Here is a 17705-nt window from a genome sequence, read left to right on the forward strand (position 1 = left end):
TCGCTGCTCGCAAAGTCGCTGTTTTCGGCGGTGCACGGTATCGTCAGCCTCGGCCAGCAGCGGCGCTTCATGGCCGTGCCGCCGGCAGAGATCGCCGAGCAGATCACCTTCATCGTCGAGGCGTTCTGCGACGGCGTGGTCGCCCGCCAGGGTTGAATGTCCGGATTTCCGATCACGGTTTTGTGCAATGCAAAATTTGCATTGCGGCCATGCAAGAGCGTTCGTTCAAACCGTCCGGATCGTACCTATCTGTCGCTGGCAAACGAATACCGGAATGAACGAGGGTACCATGAACCTGATCCGCAACTACCGTAACTGGCGCCGCTATCGCGATACCGTGAACGAGCTGAGCCGCCTGTCGAACCGCGAACTCAACGATCTCGGCATCAACCGCGCCGACATCACCGCGGTCGCCAACAAAACTCTTTAATTTGATTTGCCGCATGATCCTGTCCGAAAAGTCTGCAACTTTTTCGGGATCATGCTGAGATTCGGCGGGGCTCTCCTCCCTCCCTGCCGGAACCGGCCAGCCTCCTTCCCCCTCCCCTGGATGCTGGCCACCCATAGAAAGCCCGCCGGTCCGCCCGGCGGGCTTTTTGTTTCGAGAACCAGCTCTCAGACGGTTTTCTGTGGATGCGTCAGTCGTCGTTGGTGGCGTTCAGCTCTTCGGGCCGCTTGCCTTCTTCGGACAAGCCGGACAGGCCGGCCGCCTCGCGCAGCGCCGCGTTGATGCGCTCCTGCCAGCCCGGACCGTCCTCCTGGAAATAGTCGAGGACGTCGCGGTCGATGCGGATCGACACGAGTTCGCGTGGCGCGGGCACTCCCTGGGGGACGGGAGCGGCCGGCGCGGGCTTTCTCGCCGGCTTGAACGCGGCTTCGGCGGCAGCCATCGGATCCGTGGGTCGGCGCGGTGTCTTTGGCATTGGTCTGGTCCTGAATGTCTGTGCAGGCCGCTATGCGGCCGCGAGCGATACCATTAGCGGCTGCGCTTCTTCTTGGTCTTGGCGGGGGGCGGATTGGCAGCCGCTTCCGCGCGCTCTTTCTCCTCCTTCGCCTCGCGCAACGCCTTCAGCCGGGCGGTCTTCTTCTCGCGCGCCTCGATGCGGTCGTCATTGATGCTGCGGGCCACGGCATCGGTGGCTGCGGCCTTCAACTCGCCCGAGCGCAACCGCAGATGCGGCGGCACCGCCATGTTCTGACTTTCCTCTTTGCGGGCCATGCCAAACTCCATATGTGGTCGCGGGCGTCGTCATCCGCCCGCAATTCGCGCTGTTTTGGCAATCATTACACCATGATGGCCGCTATTGCCGCAATTTTTGCGCAAGCGGGGTTCGCAGCCGAGGCTGATGGCCTGGGGACCTCTGGCGAGCAACGCAGCCGCTCTGAACTACCGTTTCTTGCCAAGCAGCGCCTCGACCTCGGCCAGCGTGGGCATGGAGGGTGCTGTGCCGGGTTTCGTCACAGAGATGCCGGCGACGGCGCAGGCAAAGCGCACCGCTTCCGGAGGAGAAAATCCGCGCGCCAGCGCGGCAGCCAGGCCGCCATTGAACGCGTCGCCGGCGCCCGTCGTCTCGACGACAGGTCCGGCCGGGAAGGCAGGGATGTGTTCGGACTGCCCGGCGGAATGCAGCAATGCACCCTTCTCGCCGAGCGTGACAATGACCGTGCCAACGCCCATGGCGAGCAGCCTGTCGGCGGCACGGCGCGCGTCCTCGACGGTTTCGACCTTTACTCCGGTCAGTTCTTCGGTCTCGGTCTCGTTCGGGGTGAGGTAGTCGGCGAGGCCGAAAATCCGTTCCGGCAGCTTTGCCGCTGGAGCAGGATTTAGAATCGTCGTCACGCCCGCGGCGCGGGCGATCTCGAGTGCATGCAGGGCGGCCTCGATCGGCTGCTCCAATTGCGTGACGAAGACGCCGGACGAGCGAATCAGATCCGCATTTGCGTCGATGTCGGCGACGGAGATCAGCGAGGCGGCGCCGGGACAGACGATGATTGCATTGTTGCCCGTCATCTCCTCGACGAAGATGTAGGCTGCGCCTGTATAGCTTTCCGGCGTTTCGACTGCGGCAGCTTTGACGCCCGCCTCTTTCCAGGCTGCCCTTGCCATCTCAGCGAAGGGGTCGCGGCCGAGCCGCGTGATGAAGGTGACGTCCGCGCCAAGCCTTCCGGCGGCCACCGCCTGGTTGGAGCCCTTGCCGCCCGGCCCGAGCTTGAAATCCGAACCGAGAATGGTCTCTCCCATGCGCGGCGCCCGTGCCGCCCGGTAGGCCGTGTCGGCGACGAAGACGCCGAGGATGACGACCGGCTTCTGCGTGACCATCGGACTTACTCGGCGTCGGGCGGAATGACGCCCTTGCGGAAGGCGAAGCAGCCGTAGAAGCGCCGCTCGCCCGTCTGGATGACGCAATAGGCCTGCTTGGCGCGCTCGTAGAATGCATAACGCTCGATCGAGATCATGGGCCAGGATTTGCCCTCGGCCTTGTCGATAGCCTCCTGAACCTCCCTCTGAACGGGCGGGATCTCGTCCGGCCTGCCGACGATCTCCATCCGGGCTGCAGCGTCCTCGACAAAGCTGTCGAGCGGATAGACCGAAAGGATCGCAGCCGCGGCCTCAGCCGCGGTCGTATTGTCGATCCGGAGCAGCTTGCCGAGCCGCGTTTGCCGGGCGACCGAATCGGACGGGAAATTGGTATCGGCGATGATCAGGTCGTCGCCATGTCCCATGGCGCGCAGGGCCTGCAGCACATCGGCGTTGAGGAGCGGATTGATACCCTTCAGCATTCAGCTAGTCCCTCCGAGTCGCAATGGTTTGGCGGCCGCAGCCGCATTCAGATTCGCCGCCCGCTCTGCGGGTCGAACAGGTGCACCAGATCCTTGCGCGGCTTGAGGTGAAGCGTGTCGCCCGGCTTGAAGTCGTGACGCTCACGAAACAGCGCGACGATCTCGCTTTCGCCGAAGCGCAGGACGACCGTGGTTTCGGAGCCGGTCGGCTCGACCACCGATATTCGCGCCGGCAGGCCGTCCTCGGCGATGTCGAAATGCTCCGGCCGGACGCCGTAAAGCACCTCCTGACCTTCGGAAACCGCGCGGCTGCCGGAAAAGGGCAGGCTCGCGCCGTCGATGACCACGCTTCCGCCCTCAATCTTGCCCTTCAGCATGTTCATCGACGGCGAGCCGATGAAACCCGCCACGAAAACGTTGGCCGGCCGGTCGAAGAGTTCCAGCGGCGCGCCCATCTGCTCGATCCGTCCGGCCTGCATGACGACGATCTTGTCGGCCATCGTCATCGCCTCGATCTGGTCGTGGGTGACGTAGATCGTCGTCGTCTTCAGGCGCTGGTGCAGTTCCTTGATCTCGGCGCGCATCTGCACGCGCAGCTTGGCGTCGAGATTGGACAGCGGCTCGTCGAACAGGAAGACCTTCGGGTCGCGCACGATGGCGCGGCCCATGGCGACGCGCTGGCGCTGGCCGCCGGACAACTGGCGGGGGTAGCGGTCGAGATAGGGGCCGAGGTCGAGGATTTCCGCGGCCCTGCGGACGCGCTCGGCGATCACAGCCTGATCGGCGCCGCGCAGTTTCAGCGCGAAGGCCATGTTCTGCGCCACCGTCTTGTGCGGATAAAGCGCGTAGTTCTGGAACACCATCGCGATATCGCGCTTGCCCGGCGGCAGATGGTTCACCATGCGGTCGCCGATGACGATCGCTCCGCCGGTCACGGCCTCCAGGCCGGCAACCATCCTGAGCAGCGTGGACTTGCCGCAGCCGGACGGGCCGACCAGCACGACAAACTCGCCATCCGCTATGTCGACGCTCACGCCGTGCAGGATTTGCACGGCTCCGAACGCCTTCGATACATCGCGGATTGCAACTTGCGCCATCTTCCCCCCAGCGTCTCTTTTGGCCAGAAGCTAGTCAACAGGATCGGTCAAGTCCACAGCACAAATCGTGGCAGGACCAATTCGCCTGTCGCGTTGACACCGGCCCGACTTCATCCATAGTGTCAGCCGTTTCCAACGTCTTGGATGTCTCCGACAGCCGACGAAAACGGCACGTAATTCAATCGATTGGCCGGTTTCCGACCGGGTGGAACGGCCGGCCGGTGTCGGGGGATCAATTCGCTGCATTGCCTGAATAATGTTCTGGGAGGAACGACGACATGAAGGTAGGAATCTACGAACAACTGGTGCGCGCCGGAAGGACCCGCCGCGATGTGCTCAAGGGTGCGGCGAGTGCAGCCGCGCTTGCAGCCGCATCGACCGGAGCGCTCGGCGCGCTGACGCGCCAAGCGTCGGCGCAAGACAATTTGCGTGCGCAAATCCTGCAAATACCAGGCGTCGGCAAAGGCTCGCCGACGGATGCCGACTGGCAGAAGGTTGGCGAACTTTGCCTTGGCGCGACCAAGGCGGCCGTCAAGGAAGGCGAGTTCGCCGGTGTTGAATTGACCTTCATGGGTCTCAATAACCAGAACCTGCACAATTTCCTGTTCCGCGGTTTCCTGAAGCCGTGGGAGGCCTATACCGGGGCCAAGATCAACTGGATCGACCTTGCCCAGGCCGACTACAATGCGCGCCTGCAGCAGTCGATCGCGACCGGCACCGTCGATTTCGACATCATCGAGATGGGCGCGCCGTTCGAGGGCGACACCGCCAGCAAGGGCCTGCTCGACGAGATGCCCGATTGGGTGAAAACCCAGATCGAGGCGGACGACCTCGTGGACTACCTGAAAGCGCCGGTGGGCACCTGGGACGGCAAGACCTATCGCGTCACGATCGACGGCGATTGCCACACCTTCGCATACCGCAAGGACTACCTTACCGATCCCGCGATCAGCGGCGCGACGGGCATGACCGAAGCGCCCACGACCTGGCAGCAGGTGAACGAGTTCAGCAAGAAGGTGAAGGGCCAGAAGGATCCGCTGACCGGCCTTGACGCCTATGGCTTCCTCGACCCGCTCAAGGGCTGGGGCGGCTTCGGCTTCTACTTCCTCGAGGACCGCGCGACCGCCTACGCCAAGCATCCGGACGACAAGGCCTGGCTGTTCGACCCGGACACCATGAAGCCGCGCGTCAACAATCCGGCCTTCGTGCAGGCGATCCAGGACGTCATGGACCTGATCGCGGCCGGCGCCTATCCGTCGGATCAGATCAACGCGGACCCCGGCACGACTGCCTTCCAGCAGTTTCTCGCCGGCACCGGCGCGGCGCTCACCTGGTGGGGCGACGTGGGGTCCGGCGCGCGCACATCGGACACCTCGGTGGTGGGCGATGTGGTCGGCTTCTCGATCAATCCCGGTTCGGACAAGGTCTACAACTCCAAAACCGGCGAATGGGAGACCCCGGCCAGCCCGAACTTCGCGCCCAACATGGCTTATATCGGCTGGGGCGTGTACGTCGCCAGCAGCGTGTCCGGCGACGAGAAGAAGCGCAAGGCAGCCTGGAGCGCGGCGGCGCATCTGGGCGGCAAGGACATCTCGCTGTGGATGGCTGCCTATCCCTCCGGATTCCAGCCTTACCGCAATTCCCACTTCGACTACGCCGAATGGGAAGCGGCCGGCTACGACCGAGCCTATATCGAGGACTATCTCGGCTCCAACCTGGACAGCTACAACCATCCCAATGCCGCGATCGAACCTCGCATCCCCGGCATTTTCCAGTACTACTCGGTTGCCGAGGACGAACTCGCCAAGGGCTTTGCCGGCCAGTACAAATCTGCCCAGGAAACGGCGGACGCGATTGCTGCCGCATGGGAAAAGATCACCGACCAGATCGGGCGAGAGAGCCAGATAAAGCTCTACAAGGCCTCGCTTGGCCTCTAGGCTGAGACCGGGGTGCGCATCCGCGCACCCCATCCATCCTTCCGGCCGGGTGACGAGATGTCCCATACCGGAGCGCAAGGCCGCTTGCGCGCAACCTGCCATCCGACCAACATGCGAACATGAATCAGGGTGATCTCCTCCACGTCGTCGCCGCCGACGACATATCAGCCGGGCGGCGGCGCTTCGGCCACGGAATCGTCTGGGGGGCGCTGCTTCTGCTTGCCGCGGTCGCCGCCGCACAGACCGCACAGCGCACCGGCTACGCCGATTTCGGCTTCCAGACCTGGCGGCCTACGCTCTACGCCTACATTCTCTGGGCCGTTTGCCTGTGCTGGAGCCAGGTGCTGATCCGGGGCGAACACGGCAAGCGCACGCTGTTCGTGCTTCCAGCCGCACTTTTCGTTGTCTCGGTGACGGTGTTCCCGCTCCTGTTCGGCCTGGTTATCGCCTTCTCGAGCTGGAACCTGTCCTCACCGCTCGGACGGCAATTCAACGGCCTCGACAACGTCCGGCAGATGTGGAGCGATCCGTTCTACTGGAACGCACTGATCAACATGGTCTGGTATTGCCTGGCGATTCTCGTGGAATACGCCATCGCCTTCGGTTTGGCGCTTCTGCTCAACGCCGAGATTCGGGCGCGCAAGTTCTTCCGCGTGGCATTCCTCCTGCCGCTGATGCTTTCGCCGGTCGCCGTGAGCTGGATGATCGGCAAGTCGATGCTGGAGCTGCGCTTCGGCCCGATCGCGCGCTTCGCGCGATGGCTGGGCTGGGACACCCCCTCCTTCTTCGGCTCGCCGGAAATCGCCCGGTTCACGATCATGGTCCTCGACGCCTGGACCTTCATTCCCTTCATGATGATCATGATCCTTGCCGGCCTGCAGGCGATCCCGAAGGAACTTACGGAAGCGGCTCGCGTCGATGGGGCCGGCCCATGGAAGACCTTCTGGGAAGTCACTTTCCCGCTGATGTTGCCGGTTTCGGTCACTGCGATCCTGATACGCATCATCTTCAAGCTGAAGCTCGCCGATATCGTGATCAATCTCACCGCCGGCGGCCCTGGCGGAGCCACTGATACGGTGACGTCCTTCATCTTCCGGGAGTATCGCGACCGCTCGAATGTCGGCTACGGCACGCTGCTTGCGATCGTCTATCTCGTCATCATCATCATCGCGATGACGATCCTGATGAAACTCGCCGAACGCTTCGCGAGGCCACGGACATGAACGAGCCTGTCTTCCGCGACAGCGAGAGCGACCTGTCGTTCCGAGCCGGGCGGTTCGCCGGCAAAACCCTGATCTACGTATTGCTGCTTGCCTGGGCGGCCGTGTGCCTGTTCCCGATCTACTGGACGGTGACGACCAGCTTCAAGACAGCGCCGAACGTCATGCAGGGCGCACTGGTGCCCTGGGTCGACTACACGCCGGCCTGGCTCGGCTGGCGGTCGCTCGGTCTTTCGCCCGAGACGATCGGCGCAGAGAGCACCGTTCGCAACGAGTTCATGAAACGCTTCTTCAACTCGACCATCGCGGCGCTGTCTTCCTCGGCGATCGCCGTGATCCTCGGCTCGCTGGCCGCCTACGGTCTGTCCCGCTTCTCCTACCGTTTCCTCTTCATGAGGAATTCCGACATTTCGTTCTTCTTCCTCTCCCAGCTCATCCTGCCGCCGGTGGTGCTGGCCCTGCCGTTCCTCGTGCTCTACAGGGAACTCGCCCTCCTCGACACGCGGATCGGGCTTGTCCTCCTTTACGCACTGACCGTGCTGCCGATCGTGATCTGGATCATGCGCGATCAGTTCGAGTCGATCCCGACCGAACTCGAAGAGGCGGCATTGGTCGACGGCCTGTCCATATGGGGCGCGTTCTTCCAGATAATCCTGCCTATCGCGCTGCCCGGCATGGTGGCAGCCTTCATCCTGAGCCTCGTGCTGACCTGGAACGAGTATTTCTTTGCCGCGCTGCTAACCTCGACCCACGCCAACACGCTGCCGGTCATGGTTGCTTCGCAGACGGGGAGCCAAGGCATCAACTGGTGGGCGATGGCCGCACTCTCCTTCGCCGCGATCCTGCCTCTCATCATCATCGGCGTTGTGCTGGAGCGCTATCTGATCAAAGGCATGACGGCTGGGGCGGTAAAGTAGGCGCTGCCTTCGAGGCGATCTCGAACAGACTCTTTTGTGCCCCTGTCATGGCAGTTCCGTCATCAGATCCCGGTTTCGCTCATAGAGTTGCCGGAAGACTTTGTAACGCCGCCCATAGACTGCGCGGTTCTTGCGGTCGGGTTTGATCCGGCGCTCCTCGGGATTCCACTTGAGAATATCGCTTTTCCCGACGTCGCCGACCCCTAGGGCGGCGAGGAACGCGTCGCCATAGCTCGCGCCGACCGTCTTGCGGCGGACCGTCTGCGCCATGCCCGAAATGTCGGACACCGCCTGCGACCACACCCGGTTCCTGGTGCCGCCGCCGACGGCAAGCAGCGAGCGCGGCATGTGGCCGACATCGCGATACGTCTCGATGATGTGATTGGTCCCGCAGGCGATGCCTTCGAGCAGGGCCCGATAGAGGTCGCCGCGGCGGTGCGTGAGATTGAGGCCGAAGATCATTCCCTTGGCGTCGGGGTCGTGGATCGGCGTCCGCTCCCCCGAAAAATAGGGCAGCATGACGAGGCCATTCGCGCCGGGCGGCGAGGCTTCGGCCTCGCGGGCCAGCCTTGCGAAGGCTTCGTCGGGGGCCAGGTCGCGCGCGGCCTGATCGCGAAACCAGTGCGTCAGCGTACCGCTGGTCGCCAGTCCCGCCATCGACGCATGCTCGCCGGGAAAGAGCCATGGCGCATACCACAGCCGTGCATCCTCGATGCGGTTCTTCGACAGCATGATCGTAAAGACGGTCGAGCCGTACATCACCATCATGTCGCCCTTCCGAACGACCCCGACGCTCAGCGCCTCGGCAGCCGCGTCGATGGTGCCTGCGATCACCGGCGTGCCTCTGGCGAGCCCGGTGGCGCGCGCCGCCCTCGCGGTCACGTGGCCGGCCACCGCGGTCGTCCACATGATTTTCGGCAGTCGCTCGATGTCGACGATGCCCGGCGCGAGTTCGGTGCTCCATCGCTGCTCGTCAACGGCGTAGAGCGGCGAGAAGTTGGCGGCCGAATAGTGGTCGATCACGCATTCGCCGGTCAGCTTCTGAACCAGATAGGTGGTGGAGGTGACGATCTTCGCTGCCTTGCGGAAGACCTCCGGCCGGTTCTTCTTCAGCCACAGGATCTTCGGCCCGACCGATTGCGAGGTCAGCGCATTGCCGCAGCGCTCGAGAATGCGGTCCGGCCCAATGGCGGCGTTGAGTTCCTCAATCTCCTTTGCCGCGCGCGTATCGACACCATAGAGCACGGCATTCGACAGCGCCTCGCCGTCCTCGTCCACCGGCAACATGCACGGTCCGATCGCGCTCGCCCCAACCGCGCGAATGGAACTCGGAGCGATCCCGCTGTCGGCAAGCAATTTCCTGCAGATGGTCGTGAAGTCGCCCCACCAATCCTGTTTCGGCCGGTGCTCGGCCCAGCCGGGCTGCGGCACCAACATCCGGTGCGGCTTCGACGCGCTGGCGACGACGCGGCCCGATGCGTCGACGATGACGCCTTTCGATTCGAACGTTCCGATGTCGATGCCGAGATAGTGGTTCATTCGTAGTCGTCGCGGTCGAGGCTGAAGCCGCCGTCGATCGATGCGATGCCTTCGACCAGCAGCATCGTCAGGCCCTCCAGGTCGCCAAGGTCGCAGACTTCGAGCGAGGAATGCGAGTAGCGCATCGGGAAGCCGAGATCGATGGAGGCGACGCCTTGGCCGACAAGCTGCACATAGGACGAGTCCGTCAGCGCCCCGGTGTGCGCGCTTCGTTGCAGCGGGATATCGATACGCCGGCTCGTTCCGTCGAACAGCGACACCAGCGCCGGATGCGGGATCGTGCCGTTCAGCGTGCCGCGGCCGTGGAATGAATAAAGGCTCATTGCAGGCCCGCCGCCCAGCCTGACGTCACCGCGATAGGCCATGTCCGGCGTGTCGGTAGCCAGCAGCAGGTCGATCTGGATGGCGATGTCCGGCTGCAGCGCCTGAGCCGCCGTCAGCGCACCGCGCAGGTTGAACTCCTCCTGCACCGAGAAGACGAAATGCACCGTCGGCCGTTTCGGCCGCGCCATAAGTTGCCTCGCGGCCTCGACGATGACCGCACAGCCGGCCCGGTCGTCGATCGCGGCGCCGGCGATGCGGTCCGGCGAGAGCTCGACCCAATGCGGCCGATAGACAACCGGGGAACCTACGTCGATGCCGGCGGCGAGCACCTCGTCCCTGCTGGCAAAGCCGGCGTCGATATAGAGGTCCTGGTATGGGACGACCTTGTACTTCTCCTCGGGCGTGGTCGCATGGTGGCTCTTGTTGGCGATGACGCCTGGCCTGTCGCGCCCTTCGCCGACGCAGATCAGCACTTCCTGCGAAGGCAGTGCGCGCTCGGGAACGCCGCCAAGCCGCTCGACCCGGATGAATCCACCAGCCTCGATCTTGCGTACGACCAGGCCGAGCTGATCCATGTGCGTGAACAGCATGACCGACGGCGCGCCAAGGTCACCCTCTAACGTCGCGATCAAATTTCCCAGGCGGTCGGTTCGCGTCGACAGACCGAGCGCCTTCAGGAGGCCCGCGATATGGCGGCGAACCCTTCCCTCATGGCCGGACAGGCCGGGGATGAGCATGAGGTCGCAAAGATGCGCTTTCATCCGCGCCTTGACCTCGCCGGGAGCCGCCTTCATGCGCCGCGCGCCGCGCGTGCCAGGCGCATGAATTCGGCCGCACGGTCCGGATCGACCGGGTTCCAGGTGTCGCCGTCGACCTTGAGCGAAGAGCCGACGATGCAGCCGTCGGCTATCTTCAGCACGTCCGCAACGGTCGCGTGCTTGACGCCGGTGTTGGCGAGAACCGGCGTTTGCGGCAGCACCTTCTTCACCGCTTCGAGATCGCTCAGCGCCGCGGCCTCGCCGGTGATCTGGCCCGAGACAAGAATAGCGTCCGGAATGCTCGAAAACACTGCGCTGCGTGCCCGATCGGGCAGGCTGCGTTGGTCGAGCGAATGGGCGAATTCGGCCGACACATTGTAGAGCAATGCGAGATCCCGCCTGTGCAGCCTGTCGCGATACCGCATCGCCTTGCCGGCGTCCGGGGTCCACGGTCCCATGTCGGAGGCATAGGTGCCGGTGAATATCTCGCGCACGAAGGCGGCTCCGGTTGCGGCGGCGAGCGCGATGGAAGACATAGGGTCCCACAGCACGTTCACGCCGAACGGAACGCTTATCCTGTCGCGCACCCGGCCGATGGCGTAGGCCATCGTCGCCGTCGAGGCCGCATCGACCTCGAATTCGTATGGCCGGTCGTTCTCGTTGCCGAACATGATCGCATCGAAGCCGGCTTTTTGCAGGGCTTCTATATCCTTGCCGATGCTTTCGATAAGACCATCGACCCCGCGCTCGGCGTCGTGCAGCGGTGAGCCAGGCAGTGCGCCGAAATGCACCATGCCGATCACCGGCTTGCCCGTGCCGAAAACCTGCCTGAACTTTTGCGTCACTGGCCCTCCCCATATGCTTTCTTTGATGCTAGCAACCGCTGGAATCCATGTCCAATTGGTTCGCAACTTCCCCCAACCCAGATAGGGAATGCAATGAGCGCGTCTGGCATCTTCGCTCGAATAGTCGCCCTGATCGGCGCCGTAGCGATTTTTTTTCGGCACCGGGGCGACGGCTCGCAGGAACAGGCCTTTGGCAGCGCGCCGAAAATACCGGCGGCAAAGCCGCAAGGCATTCCGACGCTGAAGATGCCGACGGCAAGAGGATGGACTGCCGGACAAACGCCGATCGCCGCGGCGGGGCTTCAGGTGAACGCCTTCGCAGCCGGCCTGAAGCATCCGCGCTGGATCCATGTGTTGCCGAACGGCGATGTGCTCACGGCCGAGGCTCTGAGCGTGCCGGGAGGCATCAAATCTGCTTTCGATTACGCCATGTTCAGCACGATGAAGCGCGCCGCCGCGACAGGAGACAGCCCGAACCGGATTACGCTGTTGCGTGACTCCGACGGCGACGGAGTGGCCGAAATCCGCGACGTGTTCCTCGATGGGCTGAACCAGCCGTTCGGCATGACACTGCTGGGCGATACGTTCTATGTCGGCAACACCGATGGCGTGATGGCTTTCCCCTACGCGAACGGAGACATCCGCATCGGCGCGACGGGACGAAAGCTGGTGGACCTGAAGCCCGGCGGGCATTGGACCAGAAGCCTGCTTGCAAGCCCCGACGGGCGGAAGCTCTATATCGGCGTCGGCTCGCTCAGCAATATCGGCGACCACGGGATGGCGGCGGAAGAGGGCCGCGCGGCCATCCACGAACTCGACCTCGAGAGCGGAACGAGCCGCATCTTCGCCTCCGGCCTGCGCAACCCTGTCGGCATGGCGTGGGAGCCGACGACCGGCGCTCTCTGGACGGTGGTCAACGAGCGCGACGGCCTGGGCGACGAAACGCCTCCCGACTACCTGACTTCGGTGCGCGACGGCGGCTTCTACGGCTGGCCCTTTTGTTATTGGGACAGGATCGTCGATGACCGGGTGCCGCAGGATCCGACGATGGTCGCAAAGGCCATAACGCCGGATTTCGCGCTGGGAGGCCACACCGCGTCGCTCGGCCTCTGCTGGCTTCCCGCCGGCACGCTGCCCGGCTTTCCGGACGGCATGGTCATCGGACAACACGGCTCCTGGAATCGCAGTAAATTGAGCGGCTACAAGGTCGTCTTCGTGCCCTTTGCGAATGGACGCCCGTCCGGGCCGGCTCGCGACATTCTGACCGGCTTCCTTTCTCCGGACGAGCGGGCTTCCTACGGACGGCCGGTGGGCGTCACTGTCGGTCCGGACGGCTCGCTGCTGGTGGCGGACGATGTAGGTGATGTGATCTGGCGCGTGACGGGTGAGCCGGGGAATCGCTGAACGCCAAACGCAGCGGCGATCTACAACGATGTATGGCGGTGAATCGCCAAGCGTTTAAAGGATTGGTGATCCCGACTGGATTCGAACCAGTGGCCTACAGATTAGGAATCTGTCGCTCTATCCTACTGAGCTACGGGACCGACCGCCACGACACATAATCGCTTCGGGCGCTTTCGCCAAGCCTTCTGATCCGACCAGGATCGCTCCAATTTTGTCGAGCCGCATGGTCTTGTCCGAAACGTCTGCAGCTTTCGCTATGTAGGCTTGATCATGCTCCAAGCGCTGATTCGGCAAGCCGTACCCAATAGCTCATGCCGTGCGGAATGACCTCGTCGTTGAAATCATAGGCCTCATGATGGAGATTGGCGCTGTCGCCGTTGCCGATGAAGATGAAGGCGCCGGGCCGCGCTTCCAGCATGTAGGAAAAATCCTCGCCGCCCATCACCGGCTGCATGGCGCGCTGGACCTGGCCGTCGCCGGCGATGGCGGCCGCGATGTCTCCGGCAAACACAGCTTCGTCCGGGTGGTTGAAGGTCACGGGATAGTTGGAGTCGTAGTCGACATGGATCGTCGCGCCATAGGTTGCGGCGATGCCGTCGCAGATGGCGTGGATGCGCTCGCGCGCGAGCGCCGCCACCTCCTTCTTCAGCGTGCGGACAGTGCCGGCGAGTTCGACCTTTTCGGGGATGACGTTGTAGGCGTCGCCACCATGGAATTTCGTCACCGTGACGACCACGGATTCGACGGGATCGGTGGTGCGCGAGGCGATGGTCTGGAAGGCGGTGACCACCTGGCTCGCCACCACGATCGAATCGATGGCGCGGTGCGGCATCGCGGCATGGCCGCCCTTGCCCTTTACGGTGATGGTGAATTCAGCGGTCGCGGCCATGATCGGGCCCGGCCGGATCGCGAACTGGCCGACGGGAAGGCCCGGCATATTGTGCATGCCGAAGACGCGCTCGATGCCGAAGCGGTCCATCATGCCGTCCTTGACCATGGCGAGGCCCCCGGCGCCGCCTTCCTCGGCCGGCTGGAAGATCACCGCCACCGAGCCTGCGAAGTTACGGGTCTCGGCCAGGTATTTGGCCGCGCCGAGCAGCATGGCTGTGTGGCCGTCATGGCCGCAGGCGTGCATCTTGCCGGGAACCCCCGAGGCGTAAGGCTTGCCGCTCGCCTCGTTGATCGGCAGCGCGTCCATGTCGGCGCGCAAGCCGATGGTGCGGCCAGGTCCCAGGCTGCCGCGGATGATGCCGACCACACCGGTGCGGCCGATGCCCGGCACGACTTCGTCGCAGCCGAATTCGCGCAGGCGCTGCGCCACGAACTCAGCCGTCTTGAACACGTCGTAGCCCAGTTCCGGAGTCTGGTGGATATGGCGTCGCCAGCCGGTGACTTCGTCGTGCATCTCGGCGGCTCGGTTCAGAATGGGCATTATGCGCGCTCTCCTTTGGCGCGGGAATCGCTCTCCCCGCAAATCGAAAATCATCCTACAGCTTTGCCATCTTGGCGTCACATAGGCTAAATAGCACCGGGCAAGTTCCCGGGGCGCGGGCAGTGAGGGCCGGATCGTCCCGCTTGGCGATATGCCCCGGTCAAGAAAACCTATGGGCCAGGGACTATTTGGGCAAGAGGCGATTTCGGGCATCATGCGGCGCAGATTCATTCTCACGACGGTTTTTTCGGGCATTCTTGCCCTGGCGGCGGGCCTTCCGGCCGGCGCAAATCCGTCGCTTCTGATCGATACCGGGACCAATCGGGTCATCGAGAGCGAAAACCCGTTCCAGCGCTGGTATCCGGCGTCGCTGACAAAACTGATGACGACCTATGTGGCGTTTCGCGCTGTGCAGGCCGGCGAAGTGTCGATGACCTCTCCTGTCGTCATCTCCAAGAAGGCTGCCGCGCAGCCGCCGAGCAAGATGGGCTATCCCGTCGGATCGGAACTGACGCTCGACAATGCGCTGAAGATCATCATGGTCAAGTCGGCCAACGACGTCGCGCACGCGATCGGCGAGAGCATTGCCGGCTCGCAATCGGCTTTCGCCGAGCGGATGAACGCCGAATCGCGCCGGCTCGGCATGACCGATTCCAACTGGGTCAACCAGCACGGCCTGCACGACGACAACCAGTACACGACGGTCCGCGATCTCGTCATCCTGGCCACGGCGTTGCGCAAGGAATTCCCGCAATATAGCGAGTATTTCTCGATCGAAGGCCTTCAGGCGGGCGACAAGGTTCTGGCCAGCCACAACAATCTCATCGGCCGCTTCGAAGGCGCCGACGGCATGAAGACCGGCTACACCTGCCCGTCCGGCTTCAATCTCGTAGCATCTGCGACCCGCAACGGCCGCACGCTGCTGGCGGTTGTCGTCGGATCCGAAACCGTCGATTCTCGCGACGAGGAGGCTGCGGCCATGCTGGCGCGGGGCTTCACGGTCTCGACATCGGGAGGGCCATCGCTCGGCGAACTCAAGCCAACCGGCAGCGAGTCCGCCAAGCCGGTCAACATCCGCAAGGAAGTATGCACCAAGGAGGCGCGGGAGGCGCGCGCCAAGGAAGAGAAGGAACGCGCCAAGGCCGAAAAGGAAGGAAAGCAATCTCCGGAGACGGTCTATCTCGGCGAGATGACGCGCGAGCGCGTGCTGGTCAAGGTCGAACTGGGCGGCGCGACCGGGCCGCTTTCCGCGGCTGCCGCCGCCACTGTCGCCGCCAACCGGGTCTATGCCGACGTGCCGATCCCGACCTGGCGCCCCGACAAACCCGTACCGGGAATCGCTGCGCCGCAGCAGGGCGACGAATCGGGCAAGCCGAGTGGCTGAGTTCCCAATTCCCGTATCGGTGCTGACAGGCTTTCTCGGCGCCGGCAAGACGACACTGCTCAACCGGCTGCTCAAGGATCCGGCGCTGACCGACACCGCCGTCATCATCAACGAATTCGGCGATGTCGCCATCGACCATCTGCTGGTCGAGCAGTCTTCCGACGGCGTCATCCAGCTTTCCGATGGCTGCCTGTGCTGCACGGTGCGCGGCGAACTGGTCGATACGCTGGCCGACCTCGTCGACCGCCTGCAGACCGGCAAGATCGCCCGGCTGAAGCGGGTGGTCATCGAAACGACCGGGCTCGCAGATCCGGCGCCGGTGCTGCAGTCGATCATGGGACACCCCGCACTGGTGCAGGCATTCCGGCTCGACGGCGTCATCGCCATGGTCGACGCGGTCAATGGCGAAGCCACGCTCGACGCCCATGTCGAGGCGGTCAAGCAGGTTGCGGTCGCCGACCGTATCGTCGTCGCCAAAACCGATCTGGTCACCGAGGCGCAAGCGCTGGAGCGGCTTCGCGCCAGGCTGCGGAAGATCAATCCTGGCGCGCCGCTGCTCGATGTTTCCGCTGCCGGCGTGGCGGGGCTGCTCGATTGCGGGCTCTACGATCCGAAGACCAAAACCGCCGACGTTCGCAAATGGCTGGGCGCCGAGGCCGAGCACGCGGCGCATCATCATGCCGGGCACGGCCATGATCATGACCAGCGCGTCCGCTCCTTCACGCTGGTGCATGACCGGCCGGTGCCCTATGCGTCGATCGAGATGTTCCTCGATCTGCTGCGCTCGGCGCATGGCGAAAAGCTGCTTCGGATGAAGGGCATCATCGAGCTTGCCGAAAGCCCGGAGCGGCCGCTGGTCGTGCACGGCGTGCAGAAGCTTCTGCACCCGCCGGCCCGCCTGCCGGCCTGGCCCGACGAGGTGCGCGGCACAAGGCTGGTGCTGATCACGCTGGATATGCCGGAGGATTATGTCCGCCGGCTGTTCGCCGCTTTTACCAACCAGCCGCAGGTCGACACGGCCGATCGCGCGGCGATGGAAAACAACCCGTTGGCGATTGCCGGACGCTGAGTTGAACCGTACCTGGTTTGCCTTGCCACGCCCAAAGGAGACCCTAGCTTCCGCCTCGGACATGAGAAGGATGCGAGACGATGAACATCGCCTTCCCCGGCGAGTCCGCCGAATATAGAGCTGCCCGCGACCGCCTGCTGGCGAAGGAGATCGAGCTGCGCCGCGCCATGGAGGCGGTTTCGGCCCTGCGGCGCGAACTGCCGCCGGACGGGCTTATTCCCGAAGACTATGTTTTCGACGGCCTCGGCCCGGACGGCGTTCCGGCCAAGTTGAAGCTCTCGGAACTGTTCGCTCCGGGCAAGGACTCGCTGGTCGTCTATAATTTCATGTTTCCTCGTTACCCCAAGGACGACAGGCCCGGCCCGGCCGAGGGCGCGACGGCGCGCCTGAAACTGGAAGAAGGACCGTGCCCCTCATGCGTCGCCTTCCTGGATGCGCTGGACGGCGCAATGAAGCATGTGGAAGGAGCGGGGTTCAATTTCGTGGTGATCGCCAAAGCGTCGCTCGACCGCCTGACCACATTCGCCAAGGAGCGTGGCTGGCGGAACCTGCGCCTGCTGTCGGCGGCCGGAAACAGCTTCAAGCGCGACTACCTTGCCGAGACGCCAGAAGGATTTCAGATGCCAATGGTGACGGTCTTTCATCGAGATGGCTCTGAAATCCGGCACTTCTGGAGTTCGGAGATGCTCTACGCGCCCGCCGATCCCGGCCAGGATCCACGCCACGCCGGCACCATCGAGCCATCCTGGAATATTTTCGACCTGACGCGCGAAGGCCGGCCCTCCGACTGGCAGGAACAGCTGGAATACGACTGACGAATTCGCGGGTGCCCGCGCTTCTGTGAGACAGCTGCTCAGCTGCCGAACATGTTGGTGATGCGCCTGGTCATGTTGCCGAGCAGGCCGGGCTTTTGGGCAGGCGGAGACTGTACGGCGACCGGAGCGGGCGCGGGAACGACTGCGGTCTCGGCGGGCGTTTGGGCCGGCGCTTCGGCGGCT

17 protein-coding genes and 1 tRNA gene are annotated in these 17705 nt (G+C 63.9%); 8 read left to right on the forward strand and 10 right to left on the reverse strand.

Annotated elements, in window-relative coordinates; translation table 11 throughout:
• The first annotated feature begins 289 nt into the window (after positions 1 to 289).
• Positions 290 to 430 carry a DUF1127 domain-containing protein gene (locus tag MAXJ12_RS35040; protein WP_008834997.1) on the forward strand — a complete coding sequence of 47 codons (141 nt, stop codon included), beginning with the start codon at positions 290 to 292 and terminating at the stop codon, positions 428 to 430.
• Between the two features lie 208 nt (positions 431 to 638).
• On the opposite strand, the gene MAXJ12_RS06485 is transcribed toward MAXJ12_RS35040, so the two are convergent.
• The 5 genes from MAXJ12_RS06485 to MAXJ12_RS06505 form a co-directional block, all read right to left on the reverse strand.
• Positions 639 to 923: a BrnA antitoxin family protein gene (locus tag MAXJ12_RS06485; RefSeq protein WP_008834998.1), complete on the reverse strand. Its 285-nt coding sequence runs from the start codon at positions 921 to 923 to the stop codon at positions 639 to 641.
• 53 nt (positions 924 to 976) lie between these two features.
• A complete protein-coding gene (locus MAXJ12_RS06490; RefSeq protein ID WP_139043813.1) occupies positions 977 to 1192 on the reverse strand; it encodes a hypothetical protein in 216 nt (71 codons plus the stop codon).
• A gap of 195 nt (positions 1193 to 1387) precedes the next feature.
• The gene (rbsK, locus tag MAXJ12_RS06495) at positions 1388 to 2320 is read right to left on the reverse strand and encodes a ribokinase (protein WP_008835000.1); all 933 of its coding nucleotides are present in this window, start codon (positions 2318 to 2320) and stop codon (positions 1388 to 1390) included.
• 5 nt (positions 2321 to 2325) lie between these two features.
• The gene (locus MAXJ12_RS06500) at positions 2326 to 2781 is read right to left on the reverse strand and encodes an RbsD/FucU family protein (protein ID WP_008835001.1); all 456 of its coding nucleotides are present in this window, start codon (positions 2779 to 2781) and stop codon (positions 2326 to 2328) included.
• A 47-nt stretch (positions 2782 to 2828) separates the two neighbouring features.
• Entirely contained in the window at positions 2829 to 3878 is a 1050-nt protein-coding gene (locus MAXJ12_RS06505) for an ABC transporter ATP-binding protein (protein WP_008835002.1), read from the reverse strand.
• Between the two features lie 278 nt (positions 3879 to 4156).
• Between MAXJ12_RS06505 and MAXJ12_RS06510 the strand changes: the two genes are divergently transcribed.
• From MAXJ12_RS06510 to MAXJ12_RS06520, 3 genes are all read left to right on the forward strand, one after another.
• A complete protein-coding gene (locus MAXJ12_RS06510) occupies positions 4157 to 5815 on the forward strand; it encodes an extracellular solute-binding protein (protein WP_008835003.1) in 1659 nt (552 codons plus the stop codon).
• Between the two features lie 119 nt (positions 5816 to 5934).
• Entirely contained in the window at positions 5935 to 7038 is a 1104-nt protein-coding gene (locus MAXJ12_RS06515; RefSeq protein ID WP_008835004.1) for a carbohydrate ABC transporter permease, read from the forward strand.
• Positions 7035 to 7952, forward strand: a complete 918-nt coding sequence (locus MAXJ12_RS06520) for a carbohydrate ABC transporter permease (protein ID WP_008835005.1) — start codon at positions 7035 to 7037, stop codon at positions 7950 to 7952. Before MAXJ12_RS06515 ends, MAXJ12_RS06520 begins: the two co-directional genes overlap by 4 nt.
• Before the next feature lie 45 nt (positions 7953 to 7997).
• Here the strand turns inward: MAXJ12_RS06520 and MAXJ12_RS06525 are convergent, their stop codons facing one another.
• The 3 genes from MAXJ12_RS06525 to MAXJ12_RS06535 are packed head-to-tail and all read right to left on the reverse strand — an operon-like array spanning position 7998 to position 11418.
• Positions 7998 to 9491 carry an FGGY-family carbohydrate kinase gene (locus MAXJ12_RS06525; RefSeq protein ID WP_008835006.1) on the reverse strand — a complete coding sequence of 498 codons (1494 nt, stop codon included), beginning with the start codon at positions 9489 to 9491 and terminating at the stop codon, positions 7998 to 8000.
• Positions 9488 to 10609: a M42 family metallopeptidase gene (locus tag MAXJ12_RS06530; RefSeq protein WP_008835007.1), complete on the reverse strand. Its 1122-nt coding sequence runs from the start codon at positions 10607 to 10609 to the stop codon at positions 9488 to 9490. Before MAXJ12_RS06530 ends, MAXJ12_RS06525 begins: the two co-directional genes overlap by 4 nt.
• Positions 10606 to 11418, reverse strand: a complete 813-nt coding sequence (locus MAXJ12_RS06535; protein WP_008835008.1) for a BtpA family protein — start codon at positions 11416 to 11418, stop codon at positions 10606 to 10608. The genes MAXJ12_RS06530 and MAXJ12_RS06535 overlap by 4 nt, the downstream gene beginning before the upstream one ends.
• A gap of 93 nt (positions 11419 to 11511) precedes the next feature.
• Here MAXJ12_RS06535 and MAXJ12_RS06540 point away from each other — a divergent pair, with 93 nt between their 5' ends.
• Positions 11512 to 12822, forward strand: coding sequence for a PQQ-dependent sugar dehydrogenase (locus tag MAXJ12_RS06540; RefSeq protein ID WP_008835009.1), 1311 nt, complete (start codon positions 11512 to 11514; stop codon positions 12820 to 12822).
• A 63-nt stretch (positions 12823 to 12885) separates the two neighbouring features.
• Here the strand turns inward: MAXJ12_RS06540 and MAXJ12_RS06545 are convergent.
• A tRNA-Arg gene (locus MAXJ12_RS06545) sits at positions 12886 to 12962 on the reverse strand.
• Between the two features lie 128 nt (positions 12963 to 13090).
• Entirely contained in the window at positions 13091 to 14254 is a 1164-nt protein-coding gene (locus tag MAXJ12_RS06550; protein ID WP_008835010.1) for a M20 aminoacylase family protein, read from the reverse strand.
• 214 nt (positions 14255 to 14468) lie between these two features.
• Between MAXJ12_RS06550 and MAXJ12_RS06555 the strand changes: the two genes are divergently transcribed.
• From MAXJ12_RS06555 to MAXJ12_RS06565, 3 genes are all read left to right on the forward strand, one after another.
• Positions 14469 to 15638 carry a D-alanyl-D-alanine carboxypeptidase family protein gene (locus MAXJ12_RS06555; protein WP_040585163.1) on the forward strand — a complete coding sequence of 390 codons (1170 nt, stop codon included), beginning with the start codon at positions 14469 to 14471 and terminating at the stop codon, positions 15636 to 15638.
• Positions 15631 to 16707: a CobW family GTP-binding protein gene (locus MAXJ12_RS06560; protein ID WP_008835012.1), complete on the forward strand. Its 1077-nt coding sequence runs from the start codon at positions 15631 to 15633 to the stop codon at positions 16705 to 16707. The genes MAXJ12_RS06555 and MAXJ12_RS06560 overlap by 8 nt, the downstream gene beginning before the upstream one ends.
• An 80-nt stretch (positions 16708 to 16787) precedes the next feature.
• The gene (locus MAXJ12_RS06565; protein WP_008835013.1) at positions 16788 to 17522 is read left to right on the forward strand and encodes a DUF899 family protein; all 735 of its coding nucleotides are present in this window, start codon (positions 16788 to 16790) and stop codon (positions 17520 to 17522) included.
• The last annotated feature ends 183 nt before the right edge of the window (positions 17523 to 17705 follow it).

It is taken from the genome of Mesorhizobium alhagi CCNWXJ12-2 (assembly GCF_000236565.1).
Classification (GTDB): Bacteria; Pseudomonadota; Alphaproteobacteria; order Rhizobiales; family Rhizobiaceae; genus Allomesorhizobium; species Allomesorhizobium alhagi.

Bases quoted from the DNA above. Each gene is read 5' to 3' on its own strand.
- MAXJ12_RS06505 (WP_008835002.1), bottom strand. From the start codon at position 3,878: ATGGCGCAAGTTGCAATCCGCGATGTATCGAAGGCGTTCGGAGCCGTG.
- MAXJ12_RS06515 (WP_008835004.1), top strand. From the start codon at position 5,935: ATGAATCAGGGTGATCTCCTCCACGTCGTCGCCGCCGACGACATATCA.
- MAXJ12_RS06490 (WP_139043813.1), bottom strand. From the start codon at position 1,192: ATGGCGGTGCCGCCGCATCTGCGGTTGCGCTCGGGCGAGTTGAAGGCC.
- MAXJ12_RS06525 (WP_008835006.1), bottom strand. From the start codon at position 9,491: ATGAACCACTATCTCGGCATCGACATCGGAACGTTCGAATCGAAAGGC.
- MAXJ12_RS06540 (WP_008835009.1), top strand. From the start codon at position 11,512: ATGAGCGCGTCTGGCATCTTCGCTCGAATAGTCGCCCTGATCGGCGCC.
- rbsK (WP_008835000.1), bottom strand. From the start codon at position 2,320: ATGGTCACGCAGAAGCCGGTCGTCATCCTCGGCGTCTTCGTCGCCGAC.
- MAXJ12_RS06500 (WP_008835001.1), bottom strand. From the start codon at position 2,781: ATGCTGAAGGGTATCAATCCGCTCCTCAACGCCGATGTGCTGCAGGCC.
- MAXJ12_RS06520 (WP_008835005.1), top strand. From the start codon at position 7,035: ATGAACGAGCCTGTCTTCCGCGACAGCGAGAGCGACCTGTCGTTCCGA.
- MAXJ12_RS06550 (WP_008835010.1), bottom strand. From the start codon at position 14,254: ATGCCCATTCTGAACCGAGCCGCCGAGATGCACGACGAAGTCACCGGC.
- MAXJ12_RS06565 (WP_008835013.1), top strand. From the start codon at position 16,788: ATGAACATCGCCTTCCCCGGCGAGTCCGCCGAATATAGAGCTGCCCGC.
- MAXJ12_RS35040 (WP_008834997.1), top strand. From the start codon at position 290: ATGAACCTGATCCGCAACTACCGTAACTGGCGCCGCTATCGCGATACC.
- MAXJ12_RS06485 (WP_008834998.1), bottom strand. From the start codon at position 923: ATGCCAAAGACACCGCGCCGACCCACGGATCCGATGGCTGCCGCCGAA.
- MAXJ12_RS06530 (WP_008835007.1), bottom strand. From the start codon at position 10,609: ATGAAGGCGGCTCCCGGCGAGGTCAAGGCGCGGATGAAAGCGCATCTT.
- MAXJ12_RS06555 (WP_040585163.1), top strand. From the start codon at position 14,469: ATGCGGCGCAGATTCATTCTCACGACGGTTTTTTCGGGCATTCTTGCC.
- MAXJ12_RS06510 (WP_008835003.1), top strand. From the start codon at position 4,157: ATGAAGGTAGGAATCTACGAACAACTGGTGCGCGCCGGAAGGACCCGC.